11 protein-coding genes are annotated in these 14,968 nt (G+C 73.4%); 6 read left to right on the top strand and 5 right to left on the bottom strand.

Annotated features, from left to right (window positions below):
- Positions 1-187: 187 nt before the first annotated feature.
- The 3 genes from ACQP0T_RS01565 to ACQP0T_RS01555 all read left to right on the top strand — a co-directional run bounded on the left by ACQP0T_RS01565 (position 188) and on the right by ACQP0T_RS01555 (position 4,794).
- Positions 188-3,097 carry an FAD-binding and (Fe-S)-binding domain-containing protein gene (locus ACQP0T_RS01565; protein ID WP_433870958.1) on the top strand — a complete coding sequence of 970 codons (2,910 nt, stop codon included), beginning with the start codon at positions 188-190 and terminating at the stop codon, positions 3,095-3,097.
- 96 nt (positions 3,098-3,193) lie between these two features.
- Entirely contained in the window at positions 3,194-4,534 is a 1,341-nt protein-coding gene (locus ACQP0T_RS01560) for a TRAP transporter large permease subunit (RefSeq protein ID WP_433870957.1), read from the top strand.
- A 17-nt stretch (positions 4,535-4,551) separates the two neighbouring features.
- Positions 4,552-4,794, top strand: a complete 243-nt coding sequence (locus ACQP0T_RS01555; protein WP_433870956.1) for a hypothetical protein — start codon at positions 4,552-4,554, stop codon at positions 4,792-4,794.
- An 11-nt stretch (positions 4,795-4,805) separates the two neighbouring features.
- On the opposite strand, the gene ACQP0T_RS01550 is transcribed toward ACQP0T_RS01555, so the two are convergent.
- On the bottom strand, positions 4,806-5,549 hold the full coding sequence (locus tag ACQP0T_RS01550) for a GntR family transcriptional regulator (RefSeq protein WP_433870955.1): 744 nt from the start codon (positions 5,547-5,549) through the stop codon (positions 4,806-4,808).
- A 145-nt stretch (positions 5,550-5,694) separates the two neighbouring features.
- Between ACQP0T_RS01550 and ACQP0T_RS01545 the strand changes: the two genes are divergently transcribed.
- Positions 5,695-6,801, top strand: coding sequence for an NADH:flavin oxidoreductase/NADH oxidase (locus ACQP0T_RS01545; protein ID WP_433870954.1), 1,107 nt, complete (start codon positions 5,695-5,697; stop codon positions 6,799-6,801).
- A gap of 136 nt (positions 6,802-6,937) precedes the next feature.
- Here ACQP0T_RS01545 and ACQP0T_RS01540 read toward each other — a convergent pair whose 3' ends face one another.
- Positions 6,938-7,435: a Dps family protein gene (locus tag ACQP0T_RS01540; protein WP_345359242.1), complete on the bottom strand. Its 498-nt coding sequence runs from the start codon at positions 7,433-7,435 to the stop codon at positions 6,938-6,940.
- 90 nt (positions 7,436-7,525) lie between these two features.
- Positions 7,526-8,086, bottom strand: coding sequence for an NADPH-dependent FMN reductase (locus tag ACQP0T_RS01535; protein WP_433870953.1), 561 nt, complete (start codon positions 8,084-8,086; stop codon positions 7,526-7,528).
- Positions 8,087-8,248: 162 nt separating this feature from the next.
- On the opposite strand from ACQP0T_RS01535, the gene ACQP0T_RS01530 reads away from it, so the two are divergent.
- A complete protein-coding gene (locus ACQP0T_RS01530; RefSeq protein WP_433870952.1) occupies positions 8,249-9,310 on the top strand; it encodes an alpha/beta hydrolase in 1,062 nt (353 codons plus the stop codon).
- A gap of 232 nt (positions 9,311-9,542) precedes the next feature.
- Here the strand turns inward: ACQP0T_RS01530 and ACQP0T_RS01525 are convergent, their stop codons facing one another.
- Positions 9,543-11,990, bottom strand: coding sequence for a LuxR C-terminal-related transcriptional regulator (locus ACQP0T_RS01525; protein ID WP_433870951.1), 2,448 nt, complete (start codon positions 11,988-11,990; stop codon positions 9,543-9,545).
- 20 nt (positions 11,991-12,010) lie between these two features.
- Positions 12,011-13,372 (bottom strand): Hsp70 family protein, encoded by a 1,362-nt coding sequence (locus ACQP0T_RS01520; RefSeq protein WP_433870950.1) that lies wholly within the window; start codon positions 13,370-13,372, stop codon positions 12,011-12,013.
- A gap of 280 nt (positions 13,373-13,652) precedes the next feature.
- On the opposite strand from ACQP0T_RS01520, the gene ACQP0T_RS01515 reads away from it, so the two are divergent.
- Entirely contained in the window at positions 13,653-14,954 is a 1,302-nt protein-coding gene (locus ACQP0T_RS01515) for an IniB N-terminal domain-containing protein (RefSeq protein ID WP_433870949.1), read from the top strand.
- Positions 14,955-14,968: the final 14 nt, after the last annotated feature.

Raw genomic sequence — 14,968 nt, 5'->3', positions numbered from 1 at the left:
CGTCGGCCGCCGCGTCGACCGCCACCGGATCGGCGCGGAGGCCGGCGACCCCCCGACGACCTGCAGGAACCCGGAGGCGGAACCACTCCGGAGCGGCACTGTGTCGACGGTCACACCCGTTCAGGTGGTCTAACATGTTACAAATCCCCTGCCCGTGAGCATCGACACAAGAGGGAGGGCGGGGCGCGTGACCACCGTGGCCGGTACCGGGAGTCGAGGACCGTCCGGCACCGCGTACCCGCACATCGTGGAGCGGCTGCGCACCGACCGAGGAACGCTCGGCGGCTACGTCTCCGACGCCTCGATCTTCCGCCGCATCCCGGAAGCCGTTTTCGAGCCGCGCTCCCTCGACGAGGTGCGCGATGCCCTCGCCCTGGCCCGCGAGAAGGGCTGGCCGGTCACCATCCGCGGCGGCGGCACCTCGGTCGCGGGCAACGCGATCGGCGAGGGACTCGTCATCGACACCTCCCGGCACTTCGACCAGGTCCTCGCCATCGACGCCGAAGCGCGCACCGCGCGCATCCAGCCCGGCGTCATCTGCGACGCGCTCCGCGCGGCGGCAGCCCCCCACGGCCTCACCTACGGACCCGACCCCTCGACCCACAGCCGCTGCACCGTCGGCGGCATGATCGCCAACAACGCCTGCGGCTCCCACTCCCTGGCCTGGGGGACGGCTGCGGCCAACGTCGTCGAGCTCACCGTGCTGCGTGCGGACGGCGCGCTCGTCACGCTCGGCGAGGGCGGCACGAGCGATCCGGATCTCGACGCGGAGCTGCTCCGGTTCCGGGACGACAACCTCGCCCTGCTGCGCACGGAGCTCAGCCGCTTCCCCCGCCAGGTGTCCGGCTACGGCGTGCACCACCTGCTGCCCGAGCACGGCTTCGACACCGCCAAGGCGTTCGCCGGCTCGGAGGGGACGCTGGGCATCATCGTCGAAGCCGTCGTGCGCCTGGTCCCCGTGCCGAAGGCGAAGGCGCTGGCGGTTCTCGCGTTCCCCGAGGTCTTCGACGCCGCGGCCGCCGCCCCGCTCTCCCGCCGCCCGGGAGTGACCACGTCCGAAGGCATGGGCGGCGATCTGCTCGACACCCTGCGGACCAGCCAGGGACCGGCCGCCGGTGACCTCCTCCCGGGCGGTGCGGGCGATCCCCGCCCGGCGGGCGGCTGGCTCTACTGCGAGACCACCGGCGAGACCGCCGAGGAGGCCCGAGCCCGCGCCGAGGAGCTGCGCGCCGAATTCAGCTCCCACCCCGAACACCGCGCCGTCGACGCCGTCGTGGTCGGCGACCCCGACGAGATGCGGCAGTTGTGGCGGATTCGGGAAGCGGCCGCCGGTCTCGTCACCCGGCTGCCCGACGGCGGTGCGGCCTGGCCGAGCTGGGAGGACTCCGCCGTCCCACCCGAGCAGCTCGCCGACTACCTCCGCGACCTCTACCGGCTGCTCGACGAGCACGGTCTGCGCGGCATCCCGTTCGGGCACTTCGGCGAGGGCTGCGTGCACATCCGCATCTCCTTCGACCTCGACAGCGATGCGGGGCTGCGGGTCTTCCGCTCCTTCCTGGAGGAGGCCGCCGAGTCGGTCGCCCGCCACGGCGGATCGCTGTCCGGCGAGCACGGCGACGGCCGCGCCCGCTCCGAATTGCTCCCCCGCATGTACTCCCCGGCGATGCTGCGCGCGTTCGCGCACGTCAAGAGGGTCTTCGATCCCTCGGGCACGCTGAATCCCGGGGTGCTCGTCGACCCCGACCCCGTCGACCGCGGCATTCGGCCCGCGCCGGGGCAGCGACGCCTGGAGTTCGTCCCGCTCCACGCACTCAGCCGCGACCGCGGTTCCGTGGTCGACGCCGTCAACCGCTGCGTGGGGGTGGGCCTGTGCCGGTCCGATGACGGGGCGATGTGCCCCTCCTTCCAGATCACCCGCGACGAGGTGCACTCGACCCGCGGCCGGGCGCGCATCCTCTCCGAGCTGTTCCGCGGCGAGCTCTACCCCGAGGGCACCGGCTCCGAGGAGGTCAAGGACGCCCTCGACCTGTGCCTGTCCTGCCGGGCGTGCGCCTCCGAGTGCCCCGTCAACGTCGACATGGCCACGTACAAGGCCGAGTTCCTCCACCAGCACCACAAGACCCGCCGCAGGCCGCTGGCCCACTACTCGATGGGGTGGCTGCCGCTGACGAGCAGGCTGCTGCACGCCGTGCCGGGAGCGGCCCGGCTGGTCAACGCCGCCCTCGCGATCAAGCCGGTGGAGAAGGCGGTGCTGAAGCTCGGCGGCGTCGACCCCAGCCGGTCGATGGTCCGCTTCTCCCGCCGCAGCTTCCAGTCGAGGGCGAAGTCGACCGGGCGGCAGCGGTCCGAGCGGCCGAGCCGCGGCCGGGTCGTGCTCTGGCCCGACTCCTTCACCAACCACCTGGACAGCGACATCGCGGCAGCGGCCCACGCGGTGCTCGCCGCACTCGGCTACGAGGTCGTCGTCCCCGGGGGATTCGTCTGCTGCGGATTGACCTGGCACTCGACCGGCCAGCTGACGATGGCGCAGCGGGTCATCGGACGGACGCTCGGCGCCCTGGAGGAACACCTCGACGGCACGACACCGGTCGTCGTCCTGGAGCCCTCCTGCGCCGCGATGCTCGCGGATGAGGCACCGGAGCTCCTCCCGGCGGACCCGCGCACCGCTCGGCTCGCAGCGCAGGTCGTCACGCTCGGCGACGTCGTCGCCCAGCACACCGACGACGCGGACTGGCCCTTCGCCGAACTGGAGATCCCCGCGCTCTCCCAGGTGCACTGCCATGAACGCTCCCGCAGGGGGCACGGCGGGACGGAGGCCGTGCTGGCGCGCCTGGGCGTCGCCGAGGCGCAGGTCGAGACCGGTTGCTGCGGCCTCGCGGGCAACTGGGGTTTCGAGCCCGGCCACGCCGATCTCTCCCGCCAGCTCGGCGAACGGGAGCTGCTCCCCCGCATCCGCGCACTCGACGGGACGGCCGCCGTCCTCGCCGACGGCTACTCCTGCCGCACCCAGATTCGCGAGGGGCTGGCCGGTTCCGCGCACGAAGGCAGGCAGGGCCTGCACCTGGCGCAGCTCCTGCGCAGGGCCCTGCGGGCCTGATCCACGACCACCGAACCACCCCCCGGACCACCCCGCGCGCCGCCCCGACCGCACCCGCGTGCGCGCTGCACAGCATGGAAGAGAGGTGGGAACGCGATGGGCATCCTCGCGTTGCTGGTCTTCATCTCCGTCACCGTCGTGATGAACGTCCCCCTCAGGCGCCCGATCTCCGAAGCACTGCTCGTCGCCCTGTTCGCCACCGCACTGGTCGGCGGGGATCCCCTGCACCTGCTGGGGGTGGGGATCTGGGGCGCGCTCGACAACGACGTCACCTTCGCCGGCATGGCCTTCGTCTTCATGGGCGTCATCGTCGCCGCCTCCGGCCTCATCGAGCGCCTCATCGAGGTCTTCAACTCCGTCTTCGGCCGCCTGCGCGGCGGAGCCGCCTACGTCTCGACGGCGGGATCAGCCGCCATCGGGCTCGTGGCCGGCTCGACCGCGGGCAACGCCGCCACCGTGGGATCGGTGACGATCCCCTGGATGAAGAAGGACGGCTGGTCGAGCGCCCGGGCGGCGACGCTCGTGGCCGGCAACTCCGGCCTCGGCGTCTCGCTGCCGCCGAACTCGACCATGTTCATCATCCTCGCCACCCCGGCAGCGGTCGGGATCAGCGCGGGCGACGTCTACGTCTCCCTGCTCGTGGCCGGCAGCTACTGCGTGCTCTACCGCATGCTCGTCGTCTTCTACTGGACCCGCCGGGACGGCATCCAGCGCACCGGCTCCGGCCTCGTCCAGAGCTTCGGCCGGGCGCTGGCGACCGGCTGGCGCTCCCTGACGATCTTCGTCGGCATCCTCATCCCCGTCGTGCTCACCTTCGGGCCGCTCTTCGACTGGCTGGCCTCGGAGTCGCGCGTCGGCGCGGAGTCGATGGACACGATCTCCATCATCGTCTGGGTTCCGATCCTCATCTCGGCCATCGCCCTCATCGAGGGGCGCAAGCGGCTGCGCGGGCGGTGGGGTTCGGTGCGCCGGGCCATCCGCGCCGAAGCACCGCAGTTCGCCACCGTGGGAATCTCGCTGTTCGCCGCGCTGGCGGCCTCGGAGATCATGAGCGAGCTCGGCGTCGGCCCGCAGCTCTCCGCCGCGCTGGCGGAGATGAGCCTGCCCGCGCCGCTGCTCATCCTCGTCATCTGCGTCGTCGCCGTCGTCGTCGCCACCCCCCTCTCCTCGACCGCGACCGCGGCGGCGATCGGGGCACCGGCCGTCATCGCGATGGGCTCCGTCGACGTGCCCACGGTCACCGCGGTCTGCGCCGTCCTCGTGTGCACCTCCACCGAGGGCGCCTCGCCGCCGGTGGGCGCGCCGATCTACCTCGCCTCGGGCATGGCCGAGGTCAGTCCGAAGAGGACGTTCATCCCGCTCATCGTGTGGTTCGTCGTCCCCGTCATCGCCATCGCCTGGCTCATCGGCATGGGCTGGTTGCCGATCCCCGGCTGAGCCGAAAGGACACCGCAATGAAGAAGCTCGTCGAGGCCGTCTTCTGGATCTTCCTGGTCGCCTTCCTCGCGCTGGGCGCGCTCATCGTCTTCGGCCAGCTCCTGGGGGTCGTCCTGGTGGATCCGGTGATCGTCTCCGGCGCCGCCGCGCTGTTCAACTGGTCGGCGTTCACCTCCGCGACGATCTGCGCGCTCGCCGCCTTCGTCCTGCAATACCTCCCCGGGGAAGGCAAGGCGACGACGGAGTCGGGCACCGACTGAGCGGCTCCTGATCAGCCGGCGAACCCAGCGGTGAGCCGGTCCCAGAGCACACCGGGGTCCTCGTCGCGGCCGGCCCGTTCGAGCGCCTGCGCCACGAGCAGCACGCCGGTGGTGACGAGGTGAACGCGCATGGCCGCACCCGCCGCGGCAGCGGATCCGTCGCGGATCGCCGACACGACGGGGTCGTGTTCCTCGATGATGTCGGAATAGCCGCGCTTGTCCCCAGCCGTGGAGGCGCCGAGCAGCCGCGTCGACGTGCGCAGCTGGTCGATGAGGCGCCTGCTGCGGGGCATGGCCCCGGCATCGAGGATGAGCGCGTGCAGCTGCTGGTCGATCTCGAAGAACAGCTGCTGCTCGTCCCGTTCCGCGGCGGCGACCATCGCCGCGCGCAGTGCGGCGGCCTCCTGGGCCCAGCCCGGGGCGTTCGCGCGCGCCGCGCGCTCGGCGGCGGGCACCTCGAGGGCGATGCGGATGGAGAAGATCTCCGCGACGTCTTCCGGCGTGGTGGGAACGATGCGGAAACCGCGCCTGCGGACGAACTCGACGAGCCCCGCCTCCTCGAGCCGCAGCAGCCCCTCGCGCACGGGCGACCGGGAGATGCCGAGCTCCTCGGCGAGCTGGTAGGCGCTGTACCACTCCCCCGGGCGCATGCTGCCGTCGATGACGGAGGTGCGCACGTGGTCCATGACCGCTTCGGTGAGGCTGCCACCGCTCTCGGCCCGACCCCCCGGACGCAGCCTCGACGTCCTGGTCATGCGTGCCTCCGGCATTCCGCTGCGGGTCGCCGCCGCTCCGAACCGCGACAGTCCCCTGCGATCGTCGACCCATCGTAGTAGGGGCCGACTCCCGGGGCGGGGGCGCCGGTGACCGGAAGGCTCCCCGCCTCGCAGGTGTTGTGAGATGACCGACGAGTCGGAATCAGCGTGGCCGGGACCGCGTTGGTCGGTGGACGTGAGCCATCTTTTCGAACCGATCAAGATCCGGGACACCGAAATCCGCAACCGGGCGTGGGTGTCGCCGATGTGCCAGTACTCCGCGGTCGACGGGGCGCCCAACGACTGGCACCTGGTGCACCTCGGCCAGTTCGCCACCGGTGGCGCCGGCCTGGTGATCGCCGAGGCGACCGCCGTCGTGCCGGAGGGACGCATCAGCCCGGCCGACACCGGGCTGTGGAACGACGAGCAGGTCGCGGCGTGGCGCCGGATCACCGACTTCGTGCGGGCGCAGGGCGCCACCCCGGGCGTGCAGCTCGCGCACGCGGGTCGCAAGGCGTCCACCTCGGCGCCGTGGGAGGGCGACCGGTCCGTGTCCGCCGACGAGGGCGGCTGGCAGACGGTGAGCTCGACCGACGCCGCGTTCGGCGACCTGGCCGCGCCCCGCGCGCTCACCGAGGACGAGGTGGCCGCGCTGCCGCAGCGGTTCGCCGAGGCCGCGGGTCGCGCCGAGGCGGCCGGGTTCGAGGTCGTGGAGCTGCACTTCGCGCACGGCTACCTGGCGCACCAGTTCTACTCGCCGCTGACCAACGACCGCACCGACCGCTACGGCGGCGACTTCGAGGGCCGCACCCGGCTGCTGCTGGAGATCGTCGAGGCGGTGCGCGCGGTGTGGCACGGTCCGCTGCTGACCCGGATCTCCGCGACCGACTGGGTCGAGGGCGGCTGGACCGGGGACGACTCGGTCGCGCTGGCGAAGCTGCTCGCCGAGCGCGGGGTGGACCTCGTCGACGCCTCGACCGGCGGGGCCACGCCGAAGGCCTCGATCCCGGTGCGCTCCGGCTACCAGACCCCGTTCGCCCGGAAGATCCGCGCCGAGGCGGGGGTGGCCACCGGTGCGGTCGGCTTGATCACCTCGCCGGAGCAGGCGGAGGAGATCGTGGCTTCCGGGTCGGCGGACGCGGTGCTGCTGGGCCGCGAGCTGCTGCGCGACCCGCACTGGCCGATGCACGCGGCGGACCGGCTGCGCGGCGAGTCGCTCTGGCCCAAGCAGTACGAGCGCGCCCGCAATTGAGCACCTGACTGGGAACTCGCCTTGCGGCCGTGCCGACTGCGTACGTGGGCCAAGCGGCTGCCGTCGCTTGCAGAGTTCCCGAACTCCCTCTGAGCGGGTGGTGAGGGGCACTCCGGCGGAGTGCCCCTCACCCGCGTCAGTCCGCCGCGAGCTGGGCCTGCCACATCCAGTGCGACTTCTCCAGTTCCTGCGCGATGCCGATGAGCAGGTCCTGGGTGACCAGGTCGGTCTTGTCGGTCTCGCCGATCCGGATGCGCAGCGGGTGGATCACCGCGGCCAGCGAGTTCACCACGGCCTCGATCACGTCGCGGTCGCTGCGCCAGCCGAGCTCGAACTTGGGCACGTTGGAGCTCTCCGCGACCTTCGCGGCGGTCCCGTCCGGGGACACCCCTATGGCCGCGCAGCGTTCGGCGACGTCATCGGCGAAACCCCGGGCGGTGGACACCAGCTCGTCGAGCTGGAGGTGGACGTCGCGGAAGAACTTCCCGACGACGTTCCAGTGCGCCTGCTTGGCTACGAGGTGCAGATCGATCAGGTCCACCAACGTGCCCTGCAAGGTCTTGCCGGTGATGTCGCGGTCCGAATCGTTCAGCGCGCCGGTGATCGGCGCCTTCTGTGCGGTCTTCTGGGCCATTGCGGGCAAACCTCCCTCGTAGATGAGCAGTCCTGCCCAGCAGGGTGCTCGTCCCGGGTTACCCGTGCCGGCCGCCTCCGAAAACGCCCGTCAGCCCTGGCGGGCGGCGGCGAAGTCGACGACCTGGCGGCCGATGGTGCGCAGCACGGCGTCGGCCTTCTCGTCGCTGGTCCCGCCGTCGGAGTCGAACCGGGTCTCGGCGGAGTTGACCGCGCCGCCGAGCGGGGTCGGCCAGCCGCGCAGCGCGTGCACCACCGACCGCAGCGCCTGCAACGTGGTGACGGTGGCCTGCCAGCCGTGCGCGAGGCCGATGCAGCCCACGGCCCGCCCGTCCAGGTAGGGCGCGTCGTCCTGGCGCAGGTCCTCGACGTAGTCCAGGGCGTTCTTGATCAGCCCCGAGATGGTCCCGTGGTAGCCGGGCGAGGACAGGATCACGCCGTCGGCGCGGCGCAGCGCCTCGACGAGCGCGGTGGCGTTGCCGGTGCGCTCGGGCAGGTGCGGGTCGTAGAAGGGCAGGACCAGGCTGTCGCCGGTGATCGCGTGGACCTCGGCCCCCGCCTCGCGCGCTCCGGCCAGCGCGGTGTGCAGGGCGCGTTCGGACTGGGAACCGGCGCGGACCGAGCCGCCGATCCCCACCACGGTCACCGTCATGTGTCGATCCTTCCATCTCGGGGCGCTCCGCGGCAGAGCGCGACCAACCCACGCTACGACTTCGAGTTAGGTCGAGGGCAAAAAGTGAACGGGTGTCACCCACCACACCTACCTGCGGGTAACCTCGGCGCAGCCCCTGTTCAGCAGCCGCGGAGGATGCCGATGCCCACGTTCGTCGAACTCGTGCAGCCCAAGGTCGAGACGGCCGTCGCGCGCGGCCTGTTCGCCCTGCCCGGGCCGGCCAAACGCCTGCTCGCGGGGTCGCCCATCACCGTGGACGGCCAGCGGCTCGCGCTGGAGGCGCAACTGCTGCTCAAGCTGCAGCAGCTCGGCGGGCAGCACGGCCTGTCGGCGGGCAACGCCGAGGTCGCCCGGGCGGCGATGCGGCGGGGCAGCGGCCTGTTCGGCTCCGCCCGGGTGCCCGGCGTGGTCGTCGCCGACCGCAGCATCCCGGGACCGCACGGCGCGCTCAACGCCCGCGTCTACCGGCCGCGCGAGCTGACCGAGCCCGGTGACCTGCTGGTCTTCTACCACGGCGGCGGCTGGGTGATCGGCGACCTCGACACCCACGACGACCTGTGCCGGTTCCTGGCCCGGCACGCCGGGGTGCGGGTGCTGTCGGTGGAGTACCGGCTGGCGCCCGAGTTCCCGTTCCCGGCGGCCTACGACGACGCCCTGCACGCCTACCGGTTCGCCGTGGAGCACGCCGAGGAGCTCGGCAGCAGCCGGGAGCGGATCGCCGTCGGCGGCGACAGCGCGGGCGGCAACCTCGCCGCGTCGGTCGCCGTGCACGCCGCGACCGGCGGGCTCCCCCGCCCGTCGTTCCAGCTGCTGATCTACCCGGCGGTCGACGCCACCACCCGGCGCCCCTCCCGCGAGCTGTTCGGCAACGGGTTCCTGCTCACCGACGGTGACATGGACTGGTTCATGGGCCAGTACGCGCCGTCGGTGGACGAGCGCGGCGACCCGCGGCTGTCGGTGCTGCTCGCCGAGGACGTCAGCGCCGCGCCCCCGGCCCACGTGGTCACCGCCGGGTTCGACCCGCTGCGCGACGAGGGCGAGGCCTACGCCGAGCGGCTCGCCGGCGCCGGGGTGCCCGTGGTCACCCGCCGGTTCCCGGACCTGATCCACGGCTTCGCCAGCCTCGGCGCCGTCGGCGGGCGCTTCCGGGAGGCCCTCTTCGAGATCGCGGGCGCCCTCCGCGCCGGACTCGCCCTCCGCTGACCCGAACGTGGCATGAGTGAGGGGCACCCTTGCCCGAGCAAGAACCGCTTTCGCGGTGGTGTGCGGGACGGTGCCGGTAGCGGAACCTCCGCGGTGCGGGTTGCGTACCTCACCGCATGCGGCTTCGCCGCATTGTGCAAGGCCTCACCCGAACGTGACATGAGGGGCACCTTCATCCGACATAGCCGGATGAAGGTGCCCTCACCTGGGATAGTTCACCGGGACGGGTGGATCAGCCGACGAGTTCGCGGAGCCGGGTGAGCAATTCCTCCCGGCTGGCGCAACCGAGCCGGTTCTTCATCCGGCTGACGTGGTGCTCCACGGTCTTCGCCGAGATGAACAGGCGCTTGCCGACCTGCTTGTAGGTCAGCCCCGCGATCACCAGCTCGGCGACCTCCTTCTCGCGCTCGCTGAGCGGCTCCTCGCCGCCGCGCATCGTCCTCGGGCGCGGCGGCTTGCCCTGCAACGCGCGGGCGCACTCCAGCAGCGCCGTCATGGCGCGGCGATCGGTGGTGCGGATCGCGGCCTGCCCGGCGAGCCGGGCGCCGTCCCAGGCGTACCCGGCGGCGTGCAGGCCCCGCGCGGAGCGTTCGGCCTCGTCCCGGTCGACCCGACCGCCGAGCACCCGCAGCCAGGTGCCCGCGGCCTCGGCCAGCGCGGCGGCCAGCGGGTTGTGGTGCGCGAACGCGGCGAGCTCGGCGGCGTGCCGGGCGGCCCGGTCGTGCTCCTCCTGCACCACGGCCGCCTGGAGGCAGCGCCAGATCAGCGGCGCGCTCCACAGCGGCGGGTTGCCGAGCCGGTCGAGCAGCGCGCGGGCCTCCGCGAGGTACGGCGCGATCCACTCCTGGTCGCGCAGCCGGGCAGCGGCGACGACGAACTCGCCGAGCGGCAGCAGCGCGAACAGGTCCACCGGGTGCTCGGCGACGGCCTGGCGGGCGGGACCGCGCGCGGCGGTCAGCGCCGCCACGTCGTTGTCCCGGTTGGCGATGCCGATCTCGACGGCGGTGGCCAGCAGCCGGTCGCGGGCGGCGGGCTCGGTGCGGCCCTCGGTGGCGGTGGCGAGCTGGGTCCGGGCGGTGACCGTGTCGCCCTCCACCAGCGACAGCCAGGCCGCGAGCAGCCGGTGCCGGGTGTGCAGCAGCGCGCCGCCCGCCCCGGCGTCGACGGCCCGGCGCAGCGTGGCGCGGGCCAGGTCGAGCTCGCCGCAGTGCAGCCCGACCTGGGCCGCGACGGCCGCCGGGGTCTCCGGCACCGGCACCTCCCGCCCGATCGGCTCGGCCAGCGAAGCCGCCCGCACCAGCGCCGACATCGCGGCGGTGGCCGTGCCGGAGACCGACTCCCGCACGCCCTCGGCCAACTGCGCCGCCGCCCCGGACAGCGAGGTCGGCGGGCCGGGGTCGGGCGCGGAGCCCAGCAGCTCCCGGGCCTCGTCGAGCCGTCCGACGCCGAGCAACCCGACCGCGGCGTAGGCGCGGTCGCCCGGCCAGCGCAGGTGCTCGGCGGACCACCGGCACAGCTCCGCCGAGCGCGCGGGCAGTCCCCGGTGGGCCAGCACGCTGACCGCGACCCGCACCCCGAGCACCCGGTCGGTGGCGTCCTCGTCGACGAGCACCTGGTCGGCCAGCCGCAGCGCCTCGTCGAGCTGCCCGGCCACGGCCGCCGCGCGGGCCTGGCGCGCGGTCAGCGCGGCCGCCGGGGTGCCCGCCGAGACGGCCGCGTCCAGCAGCCGACCCGCCAGGTGCGGGGCGTCGCGCAGCGCCTCCTCCGCGGCCTGCTCGAAGGCCGCCGCCAGCGTCGCCTCCGGCAGCAGCGCGACCTCGGCGCCGAGCAGCGGCGCGACCAGGCCGAGCACCGGCCCGCCGCGCGCCCGCTGCACCTCCACGAGCCTGCGCACCACCTGCAACCGGCGTTCCCACGGGGTGAGCCGCAGCGCCGCCGGGCGCACCACCGGCACCAGGGCGTCGTCGGCGTCGACCAGCCCGGCCGCGCGGATGGCGGCCAGCGCCGCGACCGCCGTGCCCGGGTCCAGGTCGAGCACACCGGCGAGCAGGTCCGGGTGCGCGGCGGCGCCGGTGGCCAGCGCGGTGAGGCAGTCCCGGCCCGGCTCGCCGAGCTGCTCGAAGTCGGGCAGGAACTGGTCCAGCGCGCGGGCGGGCACCTCGGTGCGCGGCGGGCCCGGGGCCTGCGCCGCGAGCAGCCGGGACACCAACCGCGGCACTCCGCCGGTGATGCGCCGGGTCCACTCGACCCAGGCTTCGGGCACCGCGTCGTCGAAGGTGCCGCGCGCCCGAGCGCCGATCTCCTCCCGACCGAGCGCGGTGAGCAGCACCGGAGCGCCGAGTTCGTCGAGCAGCGCGGTCAGCGCGGCCGGACGCGGACCCGGCCGGTAGGTGACGACCAGCCGCGCGCCGGGACGGCGGGCCAGCTCCCGCAGCCGGTCCAGGGCGGCGTCGTCGAGCCGGTGCGCGTCGTCGACCAGCACCGCCCCGTCGCCGTCCTCGGCCGACACCGGGACCCCGGCGCCGCGGTAGGTCCGGGCGATCCGGTCGAGCAGCGCGGTCTTGCCGTAGCCGCCGGGCCCGAGGACCCCGGCGCGCAGGGGGGCGCCGGGGTCGGCGCTGATCGCGGCGAGCAGCCCGGCGGCGGTCAGGTCCGCGGCGGAAGCGGTTCGCTGGGGCATCGAAACTCCCGAGTTCGTCGTCACGACCGGAGGGCGCCGAACACCCCGCCGAGCGGGTCGCCGGGGTTGATGATGGTCAGCACGACGCCGAGCGCGATCAGCAGCGCCGCCACCACCAGCTTGATGATCTTGATCCGGCGCGCCCGCTCCTCGTCGGGCGGTTCGATCGGCAGCGGTGCCACCTCCACCGGGGGTCTCGGGGCGGCGGGGAGTTCGCGCTCGGGTCCGGAGTCCTGCTCGTCCGACCCCTCGATCCGCACCAGCACGCTGGTCTCCCCCGCGGCGGCCTGGTCGCGGTCGGTGGACAGCACTTGCACGGCGGCGCGCGCGGCCCCGGAGGCGGCGGCCATTTCCGGCACCACGTCGACCTCCGGCGTGCGTTCGAGCCGCTCGGCGACCAGCCGCCGCAGCAGCGGGACCCGCGCGGTGCCACCGGCCAGCACCACGGCGTCGAGGTCGTCGGCGGCCAGCGACGCCGACTGGACGGCTTGGAGCAGCAGCTCGGGCACCCGCTCCAGGTGCGGCCGGACCAGCTTCTCGAACCGGGAGCGCGACAGCGCGAACTCGGTCCGGCCGCCCGGCAGGTCCAGCCGCAGCAGGTGCCCGGGCTGGTGGGACAGGGCCTCCTTGGCCCGGACGCACTCCTGCCGGACCTGGGCGAGCAGCGCGCGGCCCCGCGGGTCGGCCGGGTCGACACCGGCCAGCTCCCCGGCGAGCTCCTCGCGCACCAGGTCGAACACCGCGTCGTCGAGGTCCTGCCCACCGGGGTGGTCGGTCTCCAGCGGCGGGCCGACGACCTCGAAGGCGGGGGCGCGGCGGCGCAGCACCGTGGCGTCGAAACCGCTGCCGCCGACGGTGCCGACGACCAGCGCGCTGTGCTCCTCGACGGTCTGCTTGCTCGCGTAGTCCAGGGCGACCGCGACGGGTTCGGGCACCATCGTCACCTCGCCGATCCCGAGGCGGGTGAGTTCCTGGTGGACCAGCAACGAGCGGTGCGGACCCCACGACGGGCTGTGCGCGATGGCGATGTGCTCGGGCGGGTGGCCCTGGCGGTGCGCCACGGCGTCGGCGACCCATTCGACCAGCACCGCGATCAGCCGCTGCGCGCTGACGAAGTCGTTGCCGACCAGCATCGGCAGGTCGTCACCGACCCGCCGGGTGAATCCCCGCACGGTCCAGGCGGGGTAGCCCAGCTCCTGCTGGCGCGCGTCCTCACCGGCCACGAAGGAGCCGTCCTGGACGCGGCACAGCACGGTCGGCACCCCGGGTGCACCGGGGCCCAGCGGCGCCGGGACCGCGGCGGCCCACCGGCTGCCCTCGCGCCGGACGACGGCGGCGGTGGTCGCCGTGGCGCCGAGGTGGATGCCGAGGACGTAAGGCATGCCTTCCTTTCGCGTCACCCCACTGCACCACCACTGAGGGGTCCACCGGTGGTGCAGAGTCGACACAATTTAACGCGGATCTGATTACACAGCGGTTCGGGACACCTCAACGCAGCCCCTAACGGGGCACTAGCCTGATCCCCTAATAGTGAAAGTTCTAACTAGGAGTCGTGCCCGATGGCATGGGGGCCGCAGCGCCCTACCGTGATCATCGGAAGTGAGGCCGGTACACGTCGGTCGACACCCGCCGAGTCCGTCGAGCAACGGGAGGCCCAGCGCGGTGAACTCTCATCCCGCTCCAGGTCCAGCCGAGCCCACCTCCACCCCCGGGCCCGAGTCCGCCGTCGGGGGCGACCAGCCGACGCTGCACGAGTTCCTCACGCGACTCGTCGGCGACCCCGCGGCGCGGTCGGCCTTCGATGCTGATCCGCACGGCGTGCTGAATCAGGCCGGATTCGGGGACATGAGCCCGACGGACGTGCTGCAGGCCACATCGCTGGTGCTCGACTACGCACCGGTGGACGTGGTCTCGGAGTACGACCGGTCGGTTCAGAGCAGCGTTGAGAAGTTCGCGGCCAGCAGCACGCAGCACGTCGCGATCAACCAGCTCCACCCGGTCCATCCACTCGACGAGCAGGAAGAACCGATCATGCTGAACAACAGCGCCCCGAACTTCAACCAGGACGGCGACGTCGACGCGCAGCTGCCGTCCACCCCGGCCCCGCAGGGTGGCGACATCAACACCAACATCGAGGTCGAGCAGACCGACTCGCACAACCTGGTCAACGTCCACGACGTGCTCAGCGGCAACAACATCGGCAACGTCGCCGTCGTGGGCAACACCGTGGGCAACGTGGTGGGCGACACCGTCGGCCCCGTGACCGGTGTGGTGGGCGACACCACCAACCTCGTCGGTGACCTGACCTTCGGCTCGGTCAACGTCGCGGGCGACCTGGCCTACGGCTCGGTCGAGAACGTCACCAACACCGTCGACAACACCGTCGACACCGGCGCCGACCTGGTCGGTGGCGCGGGCAACGTGGTCGCGGGCGGCGACGTGACCGGCATCGCCGGTGGCGTGGCCGGTGGCCTGCCCCTCGTCGGTGACGTGGCCGGCGGCCTGCCGGTCGACGACGTGGCCGGTGTCGCCGGTGGCGTCGCGGGTGACCTGCCGGTCGACGACCTGGTCGGCAACGTCGGTGGCCTGGCCGGCGGCCTGCCCGTCGACGACGTGGCCGGTGTCGCCGGTGGCGTCGCGGGCGACCTGCCCGTCGTCGGTGACGTGGCCGCCCCGGTCGCCGAGACCGCCTCGAGCCTGCCGGTCGACGACATCGCCGCGCCGGTGACCGAGACCGTCGAGGCGCTGCCGGTCGACGACGTGACCAGCTCGCTGCCGGTCGACGACATCGCGGGCGACCTGCCGGTCGTGGGCGAGGCCACCGAGGCCCTGCCGCTGGACCACGCCACCGAGGCGCTGCCCGCCCCCGAGGAGCTGCCGGTCGTCGGTGACGTCGCCGGTGGTGCGATCGAGGACGTGGCCGGCACCGCCACCTCCGCGCTGCCGCTGGACGGCCTGCTCTGAGCGAAGCGCTCCAC

This window comes from Saccharopolyspora sp. CA-218241 (assembly GCF_050954615.1).
Taxonomy (GTDB): Bacteria; Actinomycetota; Actinomycetes; order Mycobacteriales; family Pseudonocardiaceae; genus Saccharopolyspora; species Saccharopolyspora cebuensis.
This window is presented reverse-complemented; position numbering and strand designations above follow the sequence as displayed.

What these genes read in the sequence shown, in the direction of transcription:
- ACQP0T_RS01560 (WP_433870957.1), top strand. Translation starts at nt 3,194, where the DNA reads ATGGGCATCCTCGCGTTGCTGGTCTTCATCTCCGTCACCGTCGTGATG.
- ACQP0T_RS01555 (WP_433870956.1), top strand. Translation starts at nt 4,552, where the DNA reads ATGAAGAAGCTCGTCGAGGCCGTCTTCTGGATCTTCCTGGTCGCCTTC.
- ACQP0T_RS01550 (WP_433870955.1), bottom strand. Translation starts at nt 5,549, where the DNA reads ATGACCAGGACGTCGAGGCTGCGTCCGGGGGGTCGGGCCGAGAGCGGT.
- ACQP0T_RS01545 (WP_433870954.1), top strand. Translation starts at nt 5,695, where the DNA reads ATGACCGACGAGTCGGAATCAGCGTGGCCGGGACCGCGTTGGTCGGTG.
- ACQP0T_RS01540 (WP_345359242.1), bottom strand. Translation starts at nt 7,435, where the DNA reads ATGGCCCAGAAGACCGCACAGAAGGCGCCGATCACCGGCGCGCTGAAC.
- ACQP0T_RS01535 (WP_433870953.1), bottom strand. Translation starts at nt 8,086, where the DNA reads ATGACGGTGACCGTGGTGGGGATCGGCGGCTCGGTCCGCGCCGGTTCC.
- ACQP0T_RS01530 (WP_433870952.1), top strand. Translation starts at nt 8,249, where the DNA reads ATGCCCACGTTCGTCGAACTCGTGCAGCCCAAGGTCGAGACGGCCGTC.
- ACQP0T_RS01525 (WP_433870951.1), bottom strand. Translation starts at nt 11,990, where the DNA reads ATGCCCCAGCGAACCGCTTCCGCCGCGGACCTGACCGCCGCCGGGCTG.
- ACQP0T_RS01520 (WP_433870950.1), bottom strand. Translation starts at nt 13,372, where the DNA reads ATGCCTTACGTCCTCGGCATCCACCTCGGCGCCACGGCGACCACCGCC.